The organism is Adhaeribacter sp., assembly GCF_057359045.1.
Map to the genome: position 1 here is coordinate 27,810 of NZ_JBMQUD010000081.1, position 17,974 is coordinate 45,783.

At 44.2% G+C, this 17,974-nt stretch carries 14 protein-coding genes; 8 read left to right on the forward strand and 6 right to left on the reverse strand.

The genetic code is table 11. From position 1 onward, the window contains the following. Positions 1–52: 52 nt before the first annotated feature. The 4 genes from ACO1R6_RS12860 to queG all read left to right on the forward strand — a co-directional run bounded on the left by ACO1R6_RS12860 (position 53) and on the right by queG (position 4,733). A complete protein-coding gene (locus ACO1R6_RS12860) occupies positions 53–1,231 on the forward strand; it encodes an acyl-CoA dehydrogenase family protein (RefSeq protein ID WP_486265265.1) in 1,179 nt (392 codons plus the stop codon). A gap of 82 nt (positions 1,232–1,313) precedes the next feature. Next, positions 1,314–2,012, forward strand: a complete 699-nt coding sequence (locus ACO1R6_RS12865; protein WP_486265266.1) for a hypothetical protein — start codon at positions 1,314–1,316, stop codon at positions 2,010–2,012. A gap of 278 nt (positions 2,013–2,290) precedes the next feature. After that, entirely contained in the window at positions 2,291–3,328 is a 1,038-nt protein-coding gene (ruvB, locus tag ACO1R6_RS12870; RefSeq protein ID WP_486265267.1) for a Holliday junction branch migration DNA helicase RuvB, read from the forward strand. A 478-nt stretch (positions 3,329–3,806) separates the two neighbouring features. Next, complete coding sequence (gene queG, locus ACO1R6_RS12875; RefSeq protein WP_486265268.1) at positions 3,807–4,733, forward strand: tRNA epoxyqueuosine(34) reductase QueG; 927 nt, start codon at positions 3,807–3,809, stop codon at positions 4,731–4,733. A gap of 5 nt (positions 4,734–4,738) precedes the next feature. Here queG and ACO1R6_RS12880 read toward each other — a convergent pair whose 3' ends face one another. The 3 genes from ACO1R6_RS12880 to ACO1R6_RS12890 form a co-directional block, all read right to left on the reverse strand. Further along, complete coding sequence (locus tag ACO1R6_RS12880) at positions 4,739–4,930, reverse strand: hypothetical protein (RefSeq protein ID WP_486265269.1); 192 nt, start codon at positions 4,928–4,930, stop codon at positions 4,739–4,741. Between the two features lie 223 nt (positions 4,931–5,153). Beyond that, a complete protein-coding gene (locus ACO1R6_RS12885) occupies positions 5,154–5,981 on the reverse strand; it encodes a ferritin-like domain-containing protein (protein WP_486265270.1) in 828 nt (275 codons plus the stop codon). Between the two features lie 22 nt (positions 5,982–6,003). Further along, positions 6,004–6,762 (reverse strand): ferritin-like domain-containing protein, encoded by a 759-nt coding sequence (locus tag ACO1R6_RS12890; protein ID WP_486265271.1) that lies wholly within the window; start codon positions 6,760–6,762, stop codon positions 6,004–6,006. A 469-nt stretch (positions 6,763–7,231) separates the two neighbouring features. Here ACO1R6_RS12890 and ACO1R6_RS12895 point away from each other — a divergent pair, with 469 nt between their 5' ends. The 3 genes from ACO1R6_RS12895 (at position 7,232) to ACO1R6_RS12905 (ending at position 10,804) form a co-directional block, all read left to right on the forward strand. After that, positions 7,232–8,689 (forward strand): BatD family protein, encoded by a 1,458-nt coding sequence (locus ACO1R6_RS12895; RefSeq protein ID WP_486265272.1) that lies wholly within the window; start codon positions 7,232–7,234, stop codon positions 8,687–8,689. A gap of 1 nt (position 8,690) precedes the next feature. After that, the gene (aroC, locus tag ACO1R6_RS12900) at positions 8,691–9,773 is read left to right on the forward strand and encodes a chorismate synthase (protein ID WP_486265273.1); all 1,083 of its coding nucleotides are present in this window, start codon (positions 8,691–8,693) and stop codon (positions 9,771–9,773) included. 65 nt (positions 9,774–9,838) lie between these two features. Beyond that, positions 9,839–10,804 carry a YitT family protein gene (locus ACO1R6_RS12905; RefSeq protein ID WP_486265274.1) on the forward strand — a complete coding sequence of 322 codons (966 nt, stop codon included), beginning with the start codon at positions 9,839–9,841 and terminating at the stop codon, positions 10,802–10,804. Between the two features lie 62 nt (positions 10,805–10,866). Here the strand turns inward: ACO1R6_RS12905 and ACO1R6_RS12910 are convergent, their stop codons facing one another. Further along, entirely contained in the window at positions 10,867–11,859 is a 993-nt protein-coding gene (locus ACO1R6_RS12910) for a 2-hydroxyacid dehydrogenase (protein WP_486265275.1), read from the reverse strand. Positions 11,860–12,206: 347 nt separating this feature from the next. On the opposite strand from ACO1R6_RS12910, the gene ACO1R6_RS12915 reads away from it, so the two are divergent. Continuing rightward, positions 12,207–13,016: a tellurite resistance TerB family protein gene (locus ACO1R6_RS12915; protein ID WP_486265276.1), complete on the forward strand. Its 810-nt coding sequence runs from the start codon at positions 12,207–12,209 to the stop codon at positions 13,014–13,016. A 112-nt stretch (positions 13,017–13,128) separates the two neighbouring features. Here the strand turns inward: ACO1R6_RS12915 and ACO1R6_RS12920 are convergent, their stop codons facing one another. Both ACO1R6_RS12920 and ACO1R6_RS12925 read right to left on the reverse strand, forming a co-directional pair. Beyond that, a complete protein-coding gene (locus ACO1R6_RS12920; protein WP_486265277.1) occupies positions 13,129–14,469 on the reverse strand; it encodes a purple acid phosphatase family protein in 1,341 nt (446 codons plus the stop codon). A 5-nt stretch (positions 14,470–14,474) separates the two neighbouring features. Further along, on the reverse strand, positions 14,475–17,702 hold the full coding sequence (locus tag ACO1R6_RS12925) for a PAS domain S-box protein (protein WP_486265278.1): 3,228 nt from the start codon (positions 17,700–17,702) through the stop codon (positions 14,475–14,477). Positions 17,703–17,974 lie beyond the last annotated feature (272 nt).

A 17,974-nucleotide genomic window follows, 5' to 3' on the forward strand; every position in this document is an offset into this window, starting at 1 on the left:
TATTTAAATACACCACCGCAGTAAATTAAACGCTGCGTAATTCCGCAATATTATGGCAACAGATACCTCCGGCACCGTCGATTATTTTAATATTGATGATTTATTAACCGAAGAGCACCAACTGGTCCGGCAAACTATCCGGGATTTTGTGCGGCGAGAAATTTCGCCCAATATTGAGCGCTGGGCGCAGGAAGCTTATTTCCCGAAAGAGATTGTGCAAAAATTTGGCGAAGTAGGCGCTTTTGGCCCTACCATACCCGAGGAATACGGCGGCGGTGGCCTGGATTATATTGCCTACGGTATTATTATGCAGGAAATTGAACGCGGCGATTCGGGTATGCGGTCTACGGCTTCGGTGCAGGGTTCGCTGGTTATGTTCCCCATTTACCAGTACGGTTCCGAAGAGCAACGGCTAAAATATTTGCCCAAACTGGCTAGCGGCGAACTGCTCGGGTGTTTCGGCCTGACCGAACCCGATTTTGGCTCGAACCCCGCCGGTATGCTGACCAATATAAAAGATCGCGGCGACCATTATTTGCTCAACGGTGCCAAAATGTGGATTTCCAATTCACCGGAGTGCGATTTAGCGGTAGTGTGGGCCAAGAACGAAGAAGGCCGCATTAAAGGATTAATTGTAGAGCGAGGCATGGAAGGTTTCAGCACGCCCGAAATCCATAACAAATGGAGCTTACGCGCCAGCACCACCGGCGAACTGGTTTTTGAAGACGTAAAAGTGCCGAAAGAAAATATTTTGCCGAACGTAGATGGCTTACGCGGACCGCTGAGTTGCCTCGATTCGGCACGGTACGGTATTGCCTGGGGTGCCATTGGTGCTGCTATTGATTGTTATGAGTCGGCGCGTACCTATGCCCTGCAGCGCATTCAGTTCGATAAGCCCATTGCTTCTTTTCAGTTAATCCAGAAAAAGCTGGCCGAAATGCTTACCGAAATTACCAAAGCCCAGTTAATGGCCTGGCGATTGGGCGTACTCAAAAACGAAGGTAAAGCCACTACGCAGCAAATTTCTATGGCCAAGCGCAACAGCGTAGATATGGCTTTGCACGTGGCCCGCGAAGCCCGCCAGATTCATGGCGGCATGGGCATAACCGGCGAGTACCCCATTATGCGCCACATGATGAACCTGGAATCGGTGATTACCTACGAAGGCACCCACGACATTCATCTACTCATAACCGGCGCCGACATAACCGGTATTCAAGCTTTTAAATAATTTTTGCTGCTTGCAACCATAATCGGGTTCCGCGGGTCATTTTCATGTACTAACTTAACCCAGACCTAAAGTAATCCGGAGCATGCAAAAAAGTATTTACCTGTTTTTAGCCGTATTTATTTGTTTTTTATCAGCCTGTGAGAAAAATTTAGTAGGCCCAGACAAAACTTTAATTATTGAACCAGTACCAAATAAACTATTGGGCTATGATACCATCCGGACCGGCAATTACTTAGGATTAACCATTGGTGCATCGGCCGCCGAGACTTACGAGGTTTTGCAAAACTTTAATTTACCGACTGGCATTAGCTACTTAAACCTGGTTTCGAATACTTATACCGATTTAAACCAACTGCGCGATAAATTACCGCTTTACCACAATGTATATTTAACCGACCCGCAGGCCAGGCACGCTGGCATCCAGATTAGTTTTGAAGCAGATAAGGTTAATAGCATTTTTACGAACGAAGGCAAAAAGTTACAAAAATGGCCAGAAGGGGCAACTAACGTTAACCCGATCCAGGTAAACGACCCAGTTAACCTGATTTTTGATAAGCTGTCGCGCATTAAGACCAAGCCCCAGTATGCTAAAACTTTTGGCGAAATAATGCTCCTGACAAAATACGTATCTAAAGCTTACGATAATACTATGGGGCAATTACCGCAGTGGTATTTTAGTTTTAAATTAGAAGAGCGCAAGTGGGATTTGGTAATGCTAAATTTTAAATCCGGTAAGTTAGAATCTATTTATTTAGCACATTACGAATCGCCGGAGAACTGAAAGGTACCTCTGGCAATATTTTAGGCTGCCCTGAAGCAGCCTTTTTTATGCACTATCAAATTTTTTAACGCGGCCCCCGGAAAGTATAGGCGTAAAAATGAGTTCTTAATTTATCCTGAATAAAGAAGTAGTAATGAAAGCTAATTATATTAGTAAAAAGGCCTTTATAATAAAAATAATGGCAAAAATATATAATTAAGCCTAGCTCCGGGAGCGTTTTGTTAGCCAAAAGTGTTAACTTTATACTACCAATTACAAAATACTTTTTAAGCTAATTTATGCGTGAAGAATATCTAACTGGTTCTGACGAATCCATGTCGCCGGCCGAGAAGGAAATTGATAAGGCGCTGCGCCCGCTCAGCTTCCGGGATTTTACCGGCCAGGACAAAATCGTGGAGAACTTAAAAATATTTGTGCAGGCGGCCCGGCGACGCGGCGAAGCCCTGGACCATGTGTTGCTGCACGGCCCTCCGGGTTTAGGTAAAACCACGCTGTCGCATATTATTGCCTCCGAGCTGGATGCCAATATTAAAATGACCTCGGGCCCAGTGCTGGACAAGCCCAGCGATTTGGCGGGTTTACTTACCAATCTGGAGCAAAACGATGTTTTGTTTATTGACGAAATTCACCGGCTGAACCCAATTGTAGAAGAATATTTGTACTCGGCCATGGAGGACTATAAAATCGATATTATGCTCGATTCTGGTCCGAATGCCCGTACGGTACAAATCAGCCTAAACCCATTTACCTTAATTGGGGCAACTACCCGTTCCGGTTTGTTAACCTCACCATTGCGGGCGAGGTTTAGCATTAACTCCCGCTTAGAATATTACGATTCGGCTTTACTTACCACCATTGTACAAAGGTCGGCGGCCATTCTGGCTTCGCCTATTCACGACGATGCTGCTTTTGAGATTGCCCGACGGAGCCGCGGTACGCCCCGGATTGCCAATAATTTATTGCGCCGTACCCGCGATTTCGCCCAGATTAAAGGCAATGGCACCATTACCGTAGATATTGCCCAATTTGCCCTGAATGCCCTGGATGTAGATCACAACGGTTTAGACGAAATGGACAACCGTATTCTGAACACCATTATCGATAAATTTAAAGGTGGTCCGGTGGGTTTATCTACCATTGCTACTGCTTGCGGCGAAGAGTCCGAAACCATAGAAGAAGTGTATGAGCCGTTCCTGATTCAGGAAGGTTATATTAAACGAACCTCGCGCGGCCGCGAAGCTACCGAATTGGCTTACGTACACTTAGGTAAAATTCCGCCACAAAAAATCGGAACGTTATTCGATACTTCTATGTAGGTGCCCCAGCCCCCTTTTCCTCAAGGAGAAGAGGAGCCCCGGTAACGCTTATTTTAAAAGTTTTGCTTTTAGGAGAGGGTAATAATTTTATGTGCTTTATCAGATAAAATAACTCCAGTTCCTCGTCTTTAGAAGCTACGATTAGGATAAATAACTTACCCTTAGTCATTTGTTAAGAATCTTCTGATTAGGGAAGTAAAGCAGGTAATTAAGCTTTACAATAAATCGCCTGTATTGCTTTCTACCCAGAAGATTCCCTCTGGGAATGTCGGGAAAAAGCCGTAGTTCTTACAGGAAATGAGCTATTTTATATTTGTGTCCTAATGATAGGCCTTTAAGAGAGGGATTTAGAGTAAGGTACAAAATGCCATGTATAAAACTACATGGCATTTATTTTTACCGGACATAAGAATATTTACAACTCACCCGGATTTATTTTCCTTTACTTTTGTTTCAGCAGAAATAATAAATTAATTCTTTGAACCACCAGCAGCAATATACCGCCTTTATTAAGCAAAAAGCCCTGGAACTGGGGTTTATGTATTGCGGCATATCCAAAGCCGAATTTCTGGAAGAAGAAGCACCACGATTAGAGAACTGGTTGAACAAACAAATGCACGGCCAAATGCATTACATGGAAAACCATTTCGATAAACGTTTGGACCCGCGGTTGTTGGTGCCAGGAGCCAAATCGGTGGTGTCGCTGCTGCTCAATTATTACCCACCCGAACCGCTGCCCGAAAACCAATACCAAATTTCAAAATACGCCTACGGCCAGGATTATCACTTGGTAATAAAAGATAAACTTAAATTGTTGCTGGCTTATATCCGGGAAACGATAGGCGAAGTAGATGGCCGGGCGTTTGTAGATTCGGCTCCGGTGCTGGATAAAGCCTGGGCCAAAAAAAGCGGCTTGGGTTGGATTGGCAAAAACAGTAATTTAATTACCCCGCAGGTAGGTAGCTTTTACTTTATTGCGGAGCTGATTATTGACCTGGAATTAGAATACGACGGACCCATAAAAGATTACTGCGGCACCTGTACCAAATGCATGGATGCCTGCCCTACAAATGCCATAACGGAGCCTTACGTGGTAGATGGCAGCAAATGTATTTCTTACTTTACCATTGAGCTGAAAGATAAAATACCTACGGAGGTAAACGGCAAATTTGGCAATTGGGTGTTTGGTTGTGATATTTGCCAGGATGTTTGCCCTTGGAACCGGTTTGCTAAGCCCCACCACGAACCAGCATTTAAGATAAACCCCGAGCTGCAGCAGCTTACCCGCAACGATTGGCGAGACCTGACGGAAGAGGTATTTAGGGAGGTGTTTCGTAAATCGGCCGTTAAACGAACGGGGTTTAACGGCCTATTACGCAATATTAATTTTGTGGAAGAAAAATAATAAACTTAAAACGCGGCTTTAGAAAAAACCCGCTTAATTATTGGCCGGTAAATGCCCGAGAATTGCTCGTAACACCAGGCCCGCAGTAGCACCAGCTCTTGCTTGGCTAGCATTTTGAGTGCTTTACGCAACTCTTTTTCAAATAATCTAACATCGAAACTAACTTTAACAAGAATGGTTTTTACATACTCTAGCATTTTATTATACTAATTTTAAATTGTAAAAAATACTTATTTAGTATACGTAATTCATCGCTTTCAGTTAGTAAAAGAAAGTCTACCAAACTGCGGTGGGAGAGCGTGTGTAAGATATAAAAAAATATTGGGATATGAAAATTATAGGTAGCTGATTTAAGCTAAGTAGGTTACAAAACAAAAGGCCGGAAATCCCGGCCTTTTGTTTTGTAAAAGTATTTTAAAATTATTTTAAGAAAGGTGTTACAATGGCCGTAACCGCCGCGGTATCTAAAGGTTCATCAAAAGCTTCGGAGGCGGCATTGGCCGAAACTGAACCCGTGGCAATATTTACGCCGGCCTGCATAGTTACTTCTTCGCCTTCATAAATTCCTTGTGTAAAGGCAGGTAAGCCGCCGCGATCTTTCATCGTTATCCAGGGTTTTTGGGCGGCCGGACTGCTGGCCATATCACGGCGCATCCGCCGGATGTGGGCCGCATGGCGCGCTTCTACTGAGTGAATTTGTAAAGCGGCCTGTAACACATCGTTGTTGCTAATGAGAAATTGCGCCTGACCTTTGTAGGCCCTTACGCCGGTATCTTCAAAGGCTTGCGCTACGGCCAGCATGGTGCCATAGTTGGTAAAGGTATTTGTTAAATTGCCTTTGGCACTAAAATCAAAACTGTTTGCTGTATAGTTGGTAGGGGTAGCATTGGCTCCGCTAATGGTGGTTCGTAAAAAAGCCACGTGGGCAACTTCGTGGTCCCGGATGGTTTCAAAAGCCGTTTTGGCAGCTGCGGTTGGGAATAAACTGGTAGCCGCGGCTTGTTTGTAAAATTCAGCTTCCAGGTTTTCGAGCAATAATGCAAACTGCAACACATCTACTACCGAGCGGGTAGCAGTTTGCCCGTAAGCTTTGTTTAACATCGCGCCGAAAGCCAGCGGTACGGCAGCAGCGGCTAATTTTTTGCCAAATCCGCCAAAGTGTTTAAATACGCTCCGGCGCGAATCTAAGCGCGCGTAAACTTCCGGATCAGCTTTCTCGATTTCGGTTAATAAATTATAAATATTCATGGTTAGTTCTCCTGTTTAATAATTAATCCTTGGGTAAATTACTGGCGTCTATTTTCTCTTTAATATATTTCTGGGCGGCGGCCAATACTACGGTTGGAGGCAGGGCTTGGTCGCGGCCTTGCGCATCAATTAAATTGCCCGCAGTAATACCGGCCGCACCGCTCGCAAAGGTGCCGTTTTCTATCATGTCGCGTATTTCGGCTGCATGCCGGGCCTCTACCGATACAATTTTGCCGGCCAAGGTTAAAAAAGTAGCACTGGTAAGTAATTTGCCCGCACCGTTATAAGCGGCTACGCCTAAATCTTCAAAAGTTTTGGCGGCTCCTAATACGGCGGCCCGATCGTTAAAATTAATTGTTGAGAAATCGGGCGTTAAGCCCGGAATAATAGCGTTGGGAGCAGCAGCAGTAATAGCGGCTTTAAAGAACTCGCGGTGTGCTACTTCGTGGTCACGAATATCGGTTAATACGGCCCGTTCTGTAGCATTGGGGAAAGTGGTATTAAAGGTAGCCGAAGCCACTACGGTAGTATAAAAAGCAGCTTCTAATTGTTCGAGCGCATACGCGTAATTTAATACCCCCACATCGCTGGAGCCCAGGTTTACCCCATCCGTATTATTATTCATACCGTTATCATCATCGTCGTTGCAACCGGTCAGAATCAAGGTAGTGAGGGCCGCTCCGGCACCAGCATATTTAAGAAAAGATCTTCTGCCCACCGGGCTGGTAATGGTTTTCGTCAATCCGGCGCCATTTTCCTGCGGATTCCATAGTTTTCTCATGATATAAAATTTTAAGTGAATATTTTTGCAGCCGGACTACCGGTTAAAAAATAAATTAGCAAATCGGGTAATTGCTGACTGCGCTCTAACCTACGAGGTGGTTTAACTAGCCGGATTTTGGTAGTTTGAAATAATTTAGCAGAATTGCTGGTTTTAAACTTATTTTGAGCATTATTAGAAAGAATAGCAACCGGCAGGTATTTTAATTGCATACTTTTTAGCGTACTGCCTTAAATATTTAAAGAAATTTAGCTGGCTAAACCTAAAGCCACTACCAACCATAGTGGCTTAAACCAAATATTTATCGGCAGAGCCCCATAAAAGAATATAAGCCTGTAGCTGGCTAGAATTGTACTTAGAGGAGAGAAAACAAAGTTGGGGTGGTTAGTTTATTTAAAACCGGACGGAGCCACAAAATAAAAAAGAGCCAATTGGGTTATAGAACTGCGAAAATAAAAAGAAACAAGGCTTGACCGTTTTAATAAAAAGATTTAAGCTATTAATATTGCTGCTGCACGTGGCTTGCCTGGGAAGTACCGGGCAGTTGGCTTATGCCCAGCAAGCTACAATAGAATTGGGCCCCAATCGCTTACCTATTAACGAATATTTTACCATCTCGCTTAAATTGCGCAACCAGCCTTTACAGACTTACGGCGATTTTCCGGAAATAGAAGGGTTTAAGAAAAGCTCCCGGACAAATACTGCTGCCCAGATTGGCATAGGCCGCAAAAAAATTATTGAGCAAACCATTACGCAAAATTATGCGGCTTACCAGGAAGGTAAATTCACCTTAAAACCGTTTACGATAGTAGTTAATGGCAAAAATATTGCTTCGCGGGGTACTGTTATTACCATTGAGCCCATGCTTACCGAGCCCGATGAGCCCGAGATAGCAGCCAATCCGGAAGATCCCTTACCCAGAGCTATCCCAACAATGCCTTTTAAAACCCAATCGTTTTTGTCGGTAGAAGCCGATAGGAACGAGGTTTACGTAGGCGAAGGTTTTTACCTGCGGCTGGCATTTTACCTGGCCGAAGGCGAGCAGGAAACCCTGGACTTTTATAATTTTGGATTGCAATTTCCGGAATTGGTAAAACAACTACGGCAAAAAGATGCCTGGGAAGAAGCCGTAGAAACCTCAACCGAAATAAAACCCGATACCATTACCATTGCCGATAGGATTTTCCTGAAATATAATCTTTACCGCCGGGTTTTTTATCCGCTAAATACCAATCCCGTGGTGTTTAACCCGGTTTCCTTAAACATGAGCCGCCGGTTGGTACCTGAATCATACGCCGGACCTGTGCCGACGAATGCTGTTCCGGAGTTAATAACTTTTGCCTCCAAAGCCAAACGAATATTGGTTAAAGCGTTGCCGCCGCACCCATTGCGCGAGACCGTGCCGGTAGGCCAGTACCGTTTGCAGGAGGCGATTGAACGTATTGCTTTAAAAACCGGCCAAAGTGTAACTTACCGGTTTAATGTGGTAGGCCAGGGTAACCTGGGGGCTTTAAATCCGCCCGAAATATTACCAGTAGCTGGTTTAGAAGTTTACCCGCCCGAAATTATTTTAAAACGAGCCATTACAGCCGGGTTGGTAGAAGGAACCAAAGGCTTCCGGTACGTACTGCTGGCAAAAACCGCCGGCGAATACCCGTTAAATAAAATATTCCGGCTTGTTTATTTTAATACCGGTACCCAGCGGTACGATACGCTACAATCGGCGGTAACTTTACGGGTAAGCGGCGCAGCAAAAGATATAGCCGTACATAAACCCGAAACAACGGACCCTTTTTATAAACTGATTCAGGAAGAAGAAAACACTTTGGTAAGCCTGAACCAGTTTGATGAAATAAAATTTTATTCGAATGTGGTCATTTTGTTCTTAATTTGCGTTTCATTGTTTTTGTTTTATAAGAAGAAGTAAGTTGAGCAATATATACGGTAAACTTTTCCGGATTTCTACCTTTGGCGAATCGCACGGGTTATCGGTGGGGGTAGTGGTTGATGGTTGTCCGGCTGGTTTAGAAATAACCGCCGAAGAAATACAAAAAGAATTAGACCGGCGCCGGCCTGGCCAATCAAATATTACCACCCAACGGAAAGAAGAAGACGAAATAAGTATTTTGTCGGGTATTTACGAGAACAAAACCACCGGCACGCCCATTGCCATGATGGTGAATAATAAAAACCAAGCCGGTAAAGATTACTCGCACCTGGAGCACGCTTTCCGGCCCTCGCACGCCGATTATACGTACACTACTAAATACGGACTGCGCGATCACCGGGGCGGTGGCCGGAGTTCGGCGCGCGAAACGCTGGCCCGGGTGGCGGCTGGCGCCATTGCAAATAAATTTTTGAAAAAGCATAATATTCAGATTGCTTCCTATGTATCGGCAGTTGGACCTATTCAATTGCAGCAAACGTACGAGCAATTAGATTTAAGCTTAATCGACAGCAATAAAATCCGGTGCCCCGAGCCAACTACCGCTGAAGCCATGATTAAACTGGTAGAAGAAACCCGCAAAAGCCGCGATACCGTAGGGGGTATTATTACCTGCGTTATAAAAGGGGTACCGGTTGGTTTAGGCGAACCCGCTTTTGATAAATTGCACGCCGAATTGGGCAAAGCCATGCTGAGTATAAACGCCGTAAAAGGTTTTGAATACGGTAGCGGCTTTGCGGGTAGCCAGATGTTTGGTTCGCAGCACAACGACGAATTTTACACCGATGAAAATGGCCGGGTAAGAACCCGTACCAATTACTCGGGCGGCATACAAGGCGGTATTTCTAACGGCGAAGATATTTATTTTAAAGTGGCCTTTAAGCCAGTGGCTACCATTTTACAACCGCAAACCAGTATTAACGACAGCGGCGAAACCATTACGCTCGAAGGCCGGGGCCGGCACGACCCGTGTGTTTTGCCGCGGGCCGTACCAATTGTAGATGCCATGGCGGCGCTGGTAATTATCGATTTTATGTTGCGTCAAAATGCCGTTAAATCGGCTTAAAAAAGTTTGATATTTTAAAATAATATTTGCCGGATAGTCCATTCTTTCCAAAACTTTTTCGCAAAATGAATACGTCTATCCGGCAATTTATTTTAAATAAAATTCGGCAGGAAAATTATCCGGCCGAAGTAAGTCAGTACGGGCGGGCCAAAGAATTTTTAAAGTTTAAGGTAACTGTTTGGCACCTGGTTAAAGATTTAACGGCTATTTTTTTAGGCATTATTTCGGCAGGTTTTGGCTTAAAAAGCTTTTTGTTACCCAATTCTTTTATCGATGGTGGGGTTACTGGTATATCGCTGTTAACGACGCGCCTTACCCAAGTACCTTTACCGGTTTTAATTGTAATTATCAATATTCCTTTTTTGGTACTGGGGTTTACCCAAATAGGCAAAACCTTTGCTGTAAAAAGTATTATGGCTATTTGCGGACTGGCGCTGGCGCTGGTTTTTGTAGAATACCCGGTAATTACTTCCGATAAGCTTTTGGTGGCAGCCTTTGGCGGATTTTTCCTGGGAGCCGGCATTGGTTTGGCCGTGCGGGGTGGGGCCGTGCTCGATGGTACCGAAATTCTGGCTATTACCATTAGTCGCAAAACCGGTTTAACCATTGGCGATATTATTTTAATTTTTAATGTGGTAATATTTTCGGTAGCCGCATACTTATTAACCATTGAAGTAGCCCTTTATTCTATCTTAACGTACCTATCCGCTTCCAAAACTGTAGATTTTATTATTGAAGGGGTAGAAGAATACACCGGGGTTACGATTGTGTCGTCGCACAGCGACGAGATAAGGATAATGCTCACCGAAAAAATGAGACGTGGGGTAACTATTTACAGTGGTAAGCGCGGCTACGGCAAAAGCAATAATAATTTGGGTAGTGTAGATATTGTGTATACCGTTATAACCCGCCTGGAGATTGCCCGGCTGCAAGCCGAAGTAGAAAAAATTGACCGCCACGCTTTTATTGTAATGAGTAGCATAAAAGATACCAAAGGCGGTATGATTAAAAAACGGCCCTTAAAAGGCTAAGTCGTTTTTAGCTTCTTTAGGGCCGTTCTGTTCTGTAATATTTTATAAAAGCTATGTGGATTTTAGGTGCAAGTAACCTGGTTGGGTAATTTACCTTCGCTAAAATCGGCAATATTGTGTAAAGTTATGTCGGCAATATTTTGTAGCGCATTGCTGGTAAAAAAGGCCTGGTGGCCAGTAATTAACACGTTATTAAACGAAAGCAGGCGCATAAAAACATCGTCCTGAATAACTTTGCTGGATAAATCTTCAAAGAACAAGTCTCCTTCCTCTTCGTACACATCTAATCCCAAATAACTGATTTGCTCTTTTTTCAGGGCCTGAATAACGGCTTGGGTATCAATTAATGCACCGCGGCTGGTATTAATCAGCATAACGCCCTTTTTCATTTGGGCAATAGACACCGGGTTTATAATGTGGTAGGTTTCGGGCGTAAGCGGACAGTGCAGCGAAATAATATCGGATTGCGCGTATAATTCGGATAAGGAAGTAAATTGGATACCAATTTCTGCTACTTCGGCGGGTTCCTCTACGTCGTACCCCAATACCCGGCAACCAAATCCTTTCAGAATACGGGCTGTAACCAAACCAATTTTGCCTAAGCCAATTAAGCCTACGGTTTTGCCGTGCAAATCAAAACCCATTAAACCATTCAGGGAGAAGTTGCCTTCCTTAACGCGGTTGTAGGCCCGGTGTGTTTTGCGGTTGAGCGTTAATATTAGGGCAAGGGTGTGTTCGGCCACCGAATAAGGCGAGTAAGCCGGCACTCGAACAATTTTAATTCCCAAGGCTTCTGCCGCTTTTAAATCAACGTTATTAAACCCGGCGCAACGCAAGGCTAATAATCTAACGCCTTGTTCTGCTAATATTTGCAACACCTCGGCGGTTACGCTATCGTTTACAAAAACACAAACCACATCGTGGCCTTGGGCCAGTACGGCGGTTTTGGTATTTAAATGAACTTCCTGAAAATTAAGCTCAAAATGATGGGCTTGATTGGCTTGCAGGAAAAATTGCTTATCGTACTGCTTGGCGCTAAAAAATATAATTTTCATAATGGTTTTAATTTAAAGGCGCAGTTAAATCAGAATAGAAAATAAAATTGAGTCGGTTTAGGGCTGCGCTGCCAAATTATAAATATTTATGGGCGGATGTTACTTTTTGCCGCTGCTTTCAATAATTTGTTGCAAACTAAAAGTATTGAAGCCAAAGGTTATATGATTTAGATCAGCTAGTTTAGTAATATTAAAACTTGGTTATTGTTTTTAGGCTGATACAGGTTTACGCTAAAAAATAAAAAAGCTGCTAACCCCGCGCGTATAAACCATTCTTTTTTCGGAACAGAAGTAGCTAACCCGCCAGCCATTTGCTGCGTTAGTAACAAAAAATATTATCTGTACCCATGGAACAAGAACCCACAATTTTATTAAAAGATTATTCGCTCGAAGAAAAAGGCGCGTACCTGGCAGCTTTGGCCACTATTGCCTCGGCCGACGGGAATGCCTCGGAAGAAGAACTGGAATTTCTAGCATTAATGGGCGATGCTGCCGAGCTACCCGAAAATGTGCAGCAGGAAATTATTCAGATTGCGAAAAATCCTTCGCAAATTAGTTTAGAGAAGTGTTTAGATGTACTCAAAAAAAGTCAGTTGCGCTTTTCGTTTATTACCGATATTATCAGTTTTGCCAAAGCCGACGGGCAATATACCCCCGAGGAGCAACAGCGAATACAGCAAATGGCGCAATACCTGGACATTAACCAAAAGCAGTTTAGCGTACTCGATCAGTTTGTAAACAAAGCCAACGATGCCCAGCAGCACGGCGAAGATACCACCTCGCCGGCGTTTGTAAATAAAAGTGGTTTTGGCGATATGTTTAAGAATGCTGGTATTTCGCCGCAAATGGTGCAAGGTATGTTGGGAATATTAGCCCCCATTGTTATTAGCCGGATGATGAGTGGTGGCCGGCACCGGCGTTCGGGCATGATGGGTGGAATGGGCGGTGGTTTGCTGGGCGGCTTATTAGGTGGTGGCGGCCTGATGGGTGGTGGTTACCGCGGAGGTGGTATGATGGGCGGCGGTGGCCTGGGATCTATTCTTTCTGTTTTGGGGGGCTTAAACGGTCGGCGCGGCTACGGCAGTATGGGTTCTGGCGGTTTGGGAGGTTTACTGGGCGGCATTTTGGGCGGTAACCGACGGTCGTCGGGGTGGTAGTTCTTTTGCCAGTTTAAATAAAAAATATTTATTCAGCGCCCGCTATTGGAAGTTTAGCAAAGATATTAAAAATAGATGCCTGGAAAGAACCCGAAAAATAATATTTACGGGCTTACTTCTGAGAGCTTTTGAGGGTATTTTCAAGTTTGCGTTCTGGCGTTATCTCGGGTTTAAGTTCCCGGAGTTCTTTGGTACCATCAGCCGCTTTTATCAGTTCAAAGCCATCGTATAATTCTCCGGTAACGGTTTGGGATTTGTACAGCAGTTTCCCTTTGTCGATAGAAATAATCTGATAGAGCTGGGTGTTTTCGCCGGTACGGGTGGCCCAGGAATGGTCGGTTATAGCGTACATTTTAGGCCCGCTGATGGAAACTACGTAAACCGGCCCCGTTGTATTGGTTTTAGCTGGCTGATGGGCGGCGGGGAGGGTGCCCCGGGCATATGTATGGTCGTGGCCCTGTAGTACCAAATCTACGCCGTACTTATCGAAAATAGGTTTCCAATGGCGGATAAGATTGTCTTCGCCGCGCCCGGTAGTAGATAAAACCGGGTAATGAAATGTAACTACCGTCCATTGCTTGGGGTCTTTCCGCAACACCTCTTCGAGCCAGCGGGCTTGGGCCGGTACAAACCAATAAGAATTTAAACAAATTACCCGCAAATTCTGGTAATCGGTGTAGTACACCAAACCTTCCTGGCTCTTCAGGCCATTATCCGGGAAGTTAAACTGCGGCTCCCACAACCTGGTTATGCGGGGTAAACCTACCCCACTGCGCGCGTATTCGTGGTTACCCGGTACTATTAAACTTGGGATAGTGGCATAAATAAAAGAACCTGCGGTAAACCATTCGTGCCATTCGGTATCGTCTTCGGCGTGGTTTATCAGGTCGCCGGCATAAACCATAAATTTAGCTTTGGGCATTTCGGCGTAGGCCGCTCTGATAACCCTGGACCACTGCGAAAAAACCTGGTTCTGTACATCGCCAAAATACAGGAAAGAGAAAGGCTCTGGCTGGTCTTTGGCGGTTCTAAACTGAAACCACTCGCTCCAGTAAGTGCCGTTGCCTACCCGGTATACGTACAAAGTATTGGGCTTAAGTTGCGTAAAATTTACCGAGTGGTACAGGGCAGCGCCGTTTTCGGTTTGAAATGCTTTGGTTCTAGCCGGTAAGGCAGTGGCATACTCGGCAAAGTTAGCCGAAGCATCGGCCAGCGCAATTTCGGCGGTAGCATTTTTTACCGTGTTGTCGGTGCGCCAGGTTACCGTTTGTGAGTTAGTTGGGTCGGTTTGCCAGGTTAATATAATCCGATCGGGGCGGGGGCTGGGCTTTGCATCTACTTGCTTTACGGCAGGTGCCTGGGCCTGAACCGGGAGCCTGGTTGTTATGGCCAAGCTTCCGGTTAACGAAAATATTATCGAAATTAAATAAACCTGTAATTTAACCAAGCGCATTTACTTTAATTCAATTTAATCTGTTCTTGTTTTTCGGCCAGTGCTTTTATTATATGCTGACACAATAACTGCACCTTTTTAACCGACTCCTGGGCTTGTTGTTCGCTAATGCCTGCATGTAGCAGTTTTTCGGCATTTTCCAGTTCGTTGGTCAGTTCGCGGGCTTCAATAAGCTTAATTACGGATTTTATTTTGTGCGCCGCAAACCGCAGCTTACTTAAGTCCGGATTTAATAAAAGATTGGTTTCATATTCGGCCAAAAATTCCTGTAGGGTGCCTGTAAAACTCTTTAATAATTCGTTTAAAAATGCTTTATCGTTGCCGGCAAGTTCCAGCATGCCCGTAAAATTATAACCTTCTATTGGTTCCGGTATAATGGGTGTCGAGTGCTCGGGCATTGACACAGGCAATGAACCGGATTGGGTATAACGAACAATTTTTTGGTATAATTCATTGGGGTTAAACGGCTTGGTAACGTAATCGTTCATGCCAAATTGTAGCACTTTGTCGCGTACATCCAGCATGGCCGAGGCGGTAAGCGCAATAATAGGTATTTCGGCGTACCGGTCGCCTAAATTCCGGATAGCCCGGGAAGCGTCGTAACCGTCCATTTCGGGCATTTGTAAATCCATTAATACCAGATCGTAAGCGCGTTTTTGTACTTTATCTAACGCCTGAATACCATTAAGGGCATAGTCGGGCGAAATACCCCATTTCTGCAAAAATTTGGTAGCAATAATCTGGTTAACCTCGTTATCTTCTACCAGCAATAACTTAATATGGCCCAGGTTATTTTCGGTTATATCCAGGTAGTGCTTTGAGGCAGAAGCAACAATTTTTTTACTTTTCTTAAATCTGAGGGTAACCGTAAAAGTGGTACCACGACCTTCTTCACTCTCTACAGCTATAACACCTTCCTGCATTTCTACCAGCCGTTTGGTAATAGTAAGGCCTAAGCCTGTACCGCCGAATTTGCGGGTAGTATTGGAATTGGCCTGCGTAAAGCTTTCAAAAACCGATTCTAATTTATCGGCTGGAATACCAATACCGGTATCGGTTACCGCAAATTGTATTTCGGCTATTTCCGGCGTTTCGTTTTCGAGGGTTATATCCAGGGTAACGGCGCCGGCTTCGGTAAATTTAACGGCGTTGCTCACCAAATTCATTAATATCTGGTTTAACCGCACCGGGTCGCCTATCAGTACATCGGGCAAATCCGAATCGATCCGGGCTTTTAGCCGAATGCCTTTTTCAATAGCCCGGTGGCTAAATGTTTGCCGAATGCTGGTAATAATATTGTTCAGGCTAAAATCAATTTCTTCAAGCGAAATTTTGCCGGCTTCAATTTTACTAAAATCCAGAATGTCGTTAATGAGGGTAAGCAGGTTTTCGCCGGAGAACTGAAGAATTTTAAGGTTTTCGATTTGCTCGGGCCTGGGGTTTTCTTGCAACAATATATGCGACATGCCAATAACGGCATTCAGTGGGGTCCGGATCTCATGACTCATCATCGACAGGAACATTTCTTTTGCCCGCATGGAGTGTTCGGCTTGTTCTTTTGCGGTAATTAACTCCTGTTCTACTTGTTTCAGGGCGGTAATGTCCATACCGTACCCAATTACAAACTGCAACTTACCATTAGCATCAAAAACCGGGCTTAATTGCCTTAAATAACAAACCGACCTGCCATCAGGTAAGGTTACTTGGTCTTCCCAGGCCAGTATGCGCTTTTCGGCTACCGCTTGTTTAAATAATTTGCGTCGTTTTTGGGCAATGGCAATATCTTTTTGCCGGAACTGGCAATACTCAAAATCATCTTTCCCAATTATCCAGTTACGTACTTCCTCATTTTTAATAGAAATGGGATTTACAAACATGTACCGGTGTTCCGGGTCGAATACAGCAATATCAGATGGAATCTGGTTTAAAATATTCTCGTAAAAAGTACGCTGCGCTTTTAATTTTTCTTCGATGCAAATACGGGCCGATATATCGTTAAATACAATTACCAGGCCGTCGTCGAGTGGTGAAGAGATAATCTGAAACCAAGTAGGCTGCTTTCCTAACTCAAATTGTTGTTCGCTGCTGTTACTAACTTTGTTCTGGACCACATCGCGTAAAACCTGCAAAAAAGTTTCGCGGTTATCGGGCGGTATATAATCTGCTAAATTTTGCCCGATAAGCTCGTGCGCTGGCTTGTTCATGATTTGCTCGGCTGCCTTATTGAGCATGAGCCACTTAAAATCTATAATTACCCCGCTAGCATCGCGTACACTGGCCAAGGCACAAATACCGGTTGGCGAGTTATTTAATACACTAACCAGCAAGTCTTTCAGGTCAATTTTTTCACTTCCCGATTGTTTTAATTCGGTAATGTCGCGGGCAGTAGCAAACCATTTCCCGTCGAGGGCTGTGGCCGTCCAAGCTAACCATCTAGTATTGCCACTTTGCGTAAAAAAACGCGATTCCATGTGCAAAGGCACGTGGTGCGGCATGGTAAGCAAGGTTTGTTGTAAATGGGCTAAATCATCGGGGTGTAAAAAATCACCAATGGGCTGTCCAACTAATTCGCCGGTGGTGTAGCCCATAATATACTGGAAAGCATCGTTTACTTCTAAGAATACCCCAGTTTTAATATCAAGAATGCACATCATCTCATGGCTGCTTTTAAACAGCAATTTGTAGAGATTCAGGTGGGTGCTGTTTTTAACAATTTTTTTGTTCTGGCGGCGGAACTCTAATAATGTAACTACTTGGTTAGCCAGCGTTAGCAAGGCATCGCGCTGCACCGAAGTTAAAGTTTTAGGTTGATAACCCAGCACGCACATAGTGCCTATGCGATAGCCCGAAGGTGTAACCAAAGGTGCACCCGCATAAAAACGGATATGGGGCTCGTTTTTTACCTGCGGAAAATTCCGGAATATGGTATGAGACTGGGCATCGGTTACTTCCAGAATGGCACTTTCTGCGGGTTGAACCGCATAATGGCAAAAAGAGGTTTCGCGGGGCCATTCCGCCACCGTTGTGCCTGTTTTAGCTTTTGCCCATGTTCGGTGCTCATCTAATAAAGAAACCTTTGAAATTGGCGTGCCACAGATGTAACTGGCCAAGCGGGTAAGAGCATCAAAATCCTCTTCGGCTTCGGTATCCAGAATGTCGTAATTGTATAAAACCTGTAATCTTTCTCTCTCGTTCTGGGGCGTGGCAGATTCTATAATATTTGTATAAGGCATGCAGTGGATGCTTGTTATCAGCGGTTATAATTCCGAAATATTGGTTTTATTATATAAAGTTAAGGGGAGGGGATCTTAAATACAACTATATTAACTAAATATTCAGTGTAAAACCTAAATGAGTTAAAATATTATAATTCTATGTTTTTAAATTTATAAACGGCTTGAGGAATAAAGGGGTGAATGCCTAAATATTATTAGCCCGTATATTTAAGTAAGTGAATTAGATTTTTTTAAGATGTGTATTGGGTTTTTACATTTTACGAATAAAG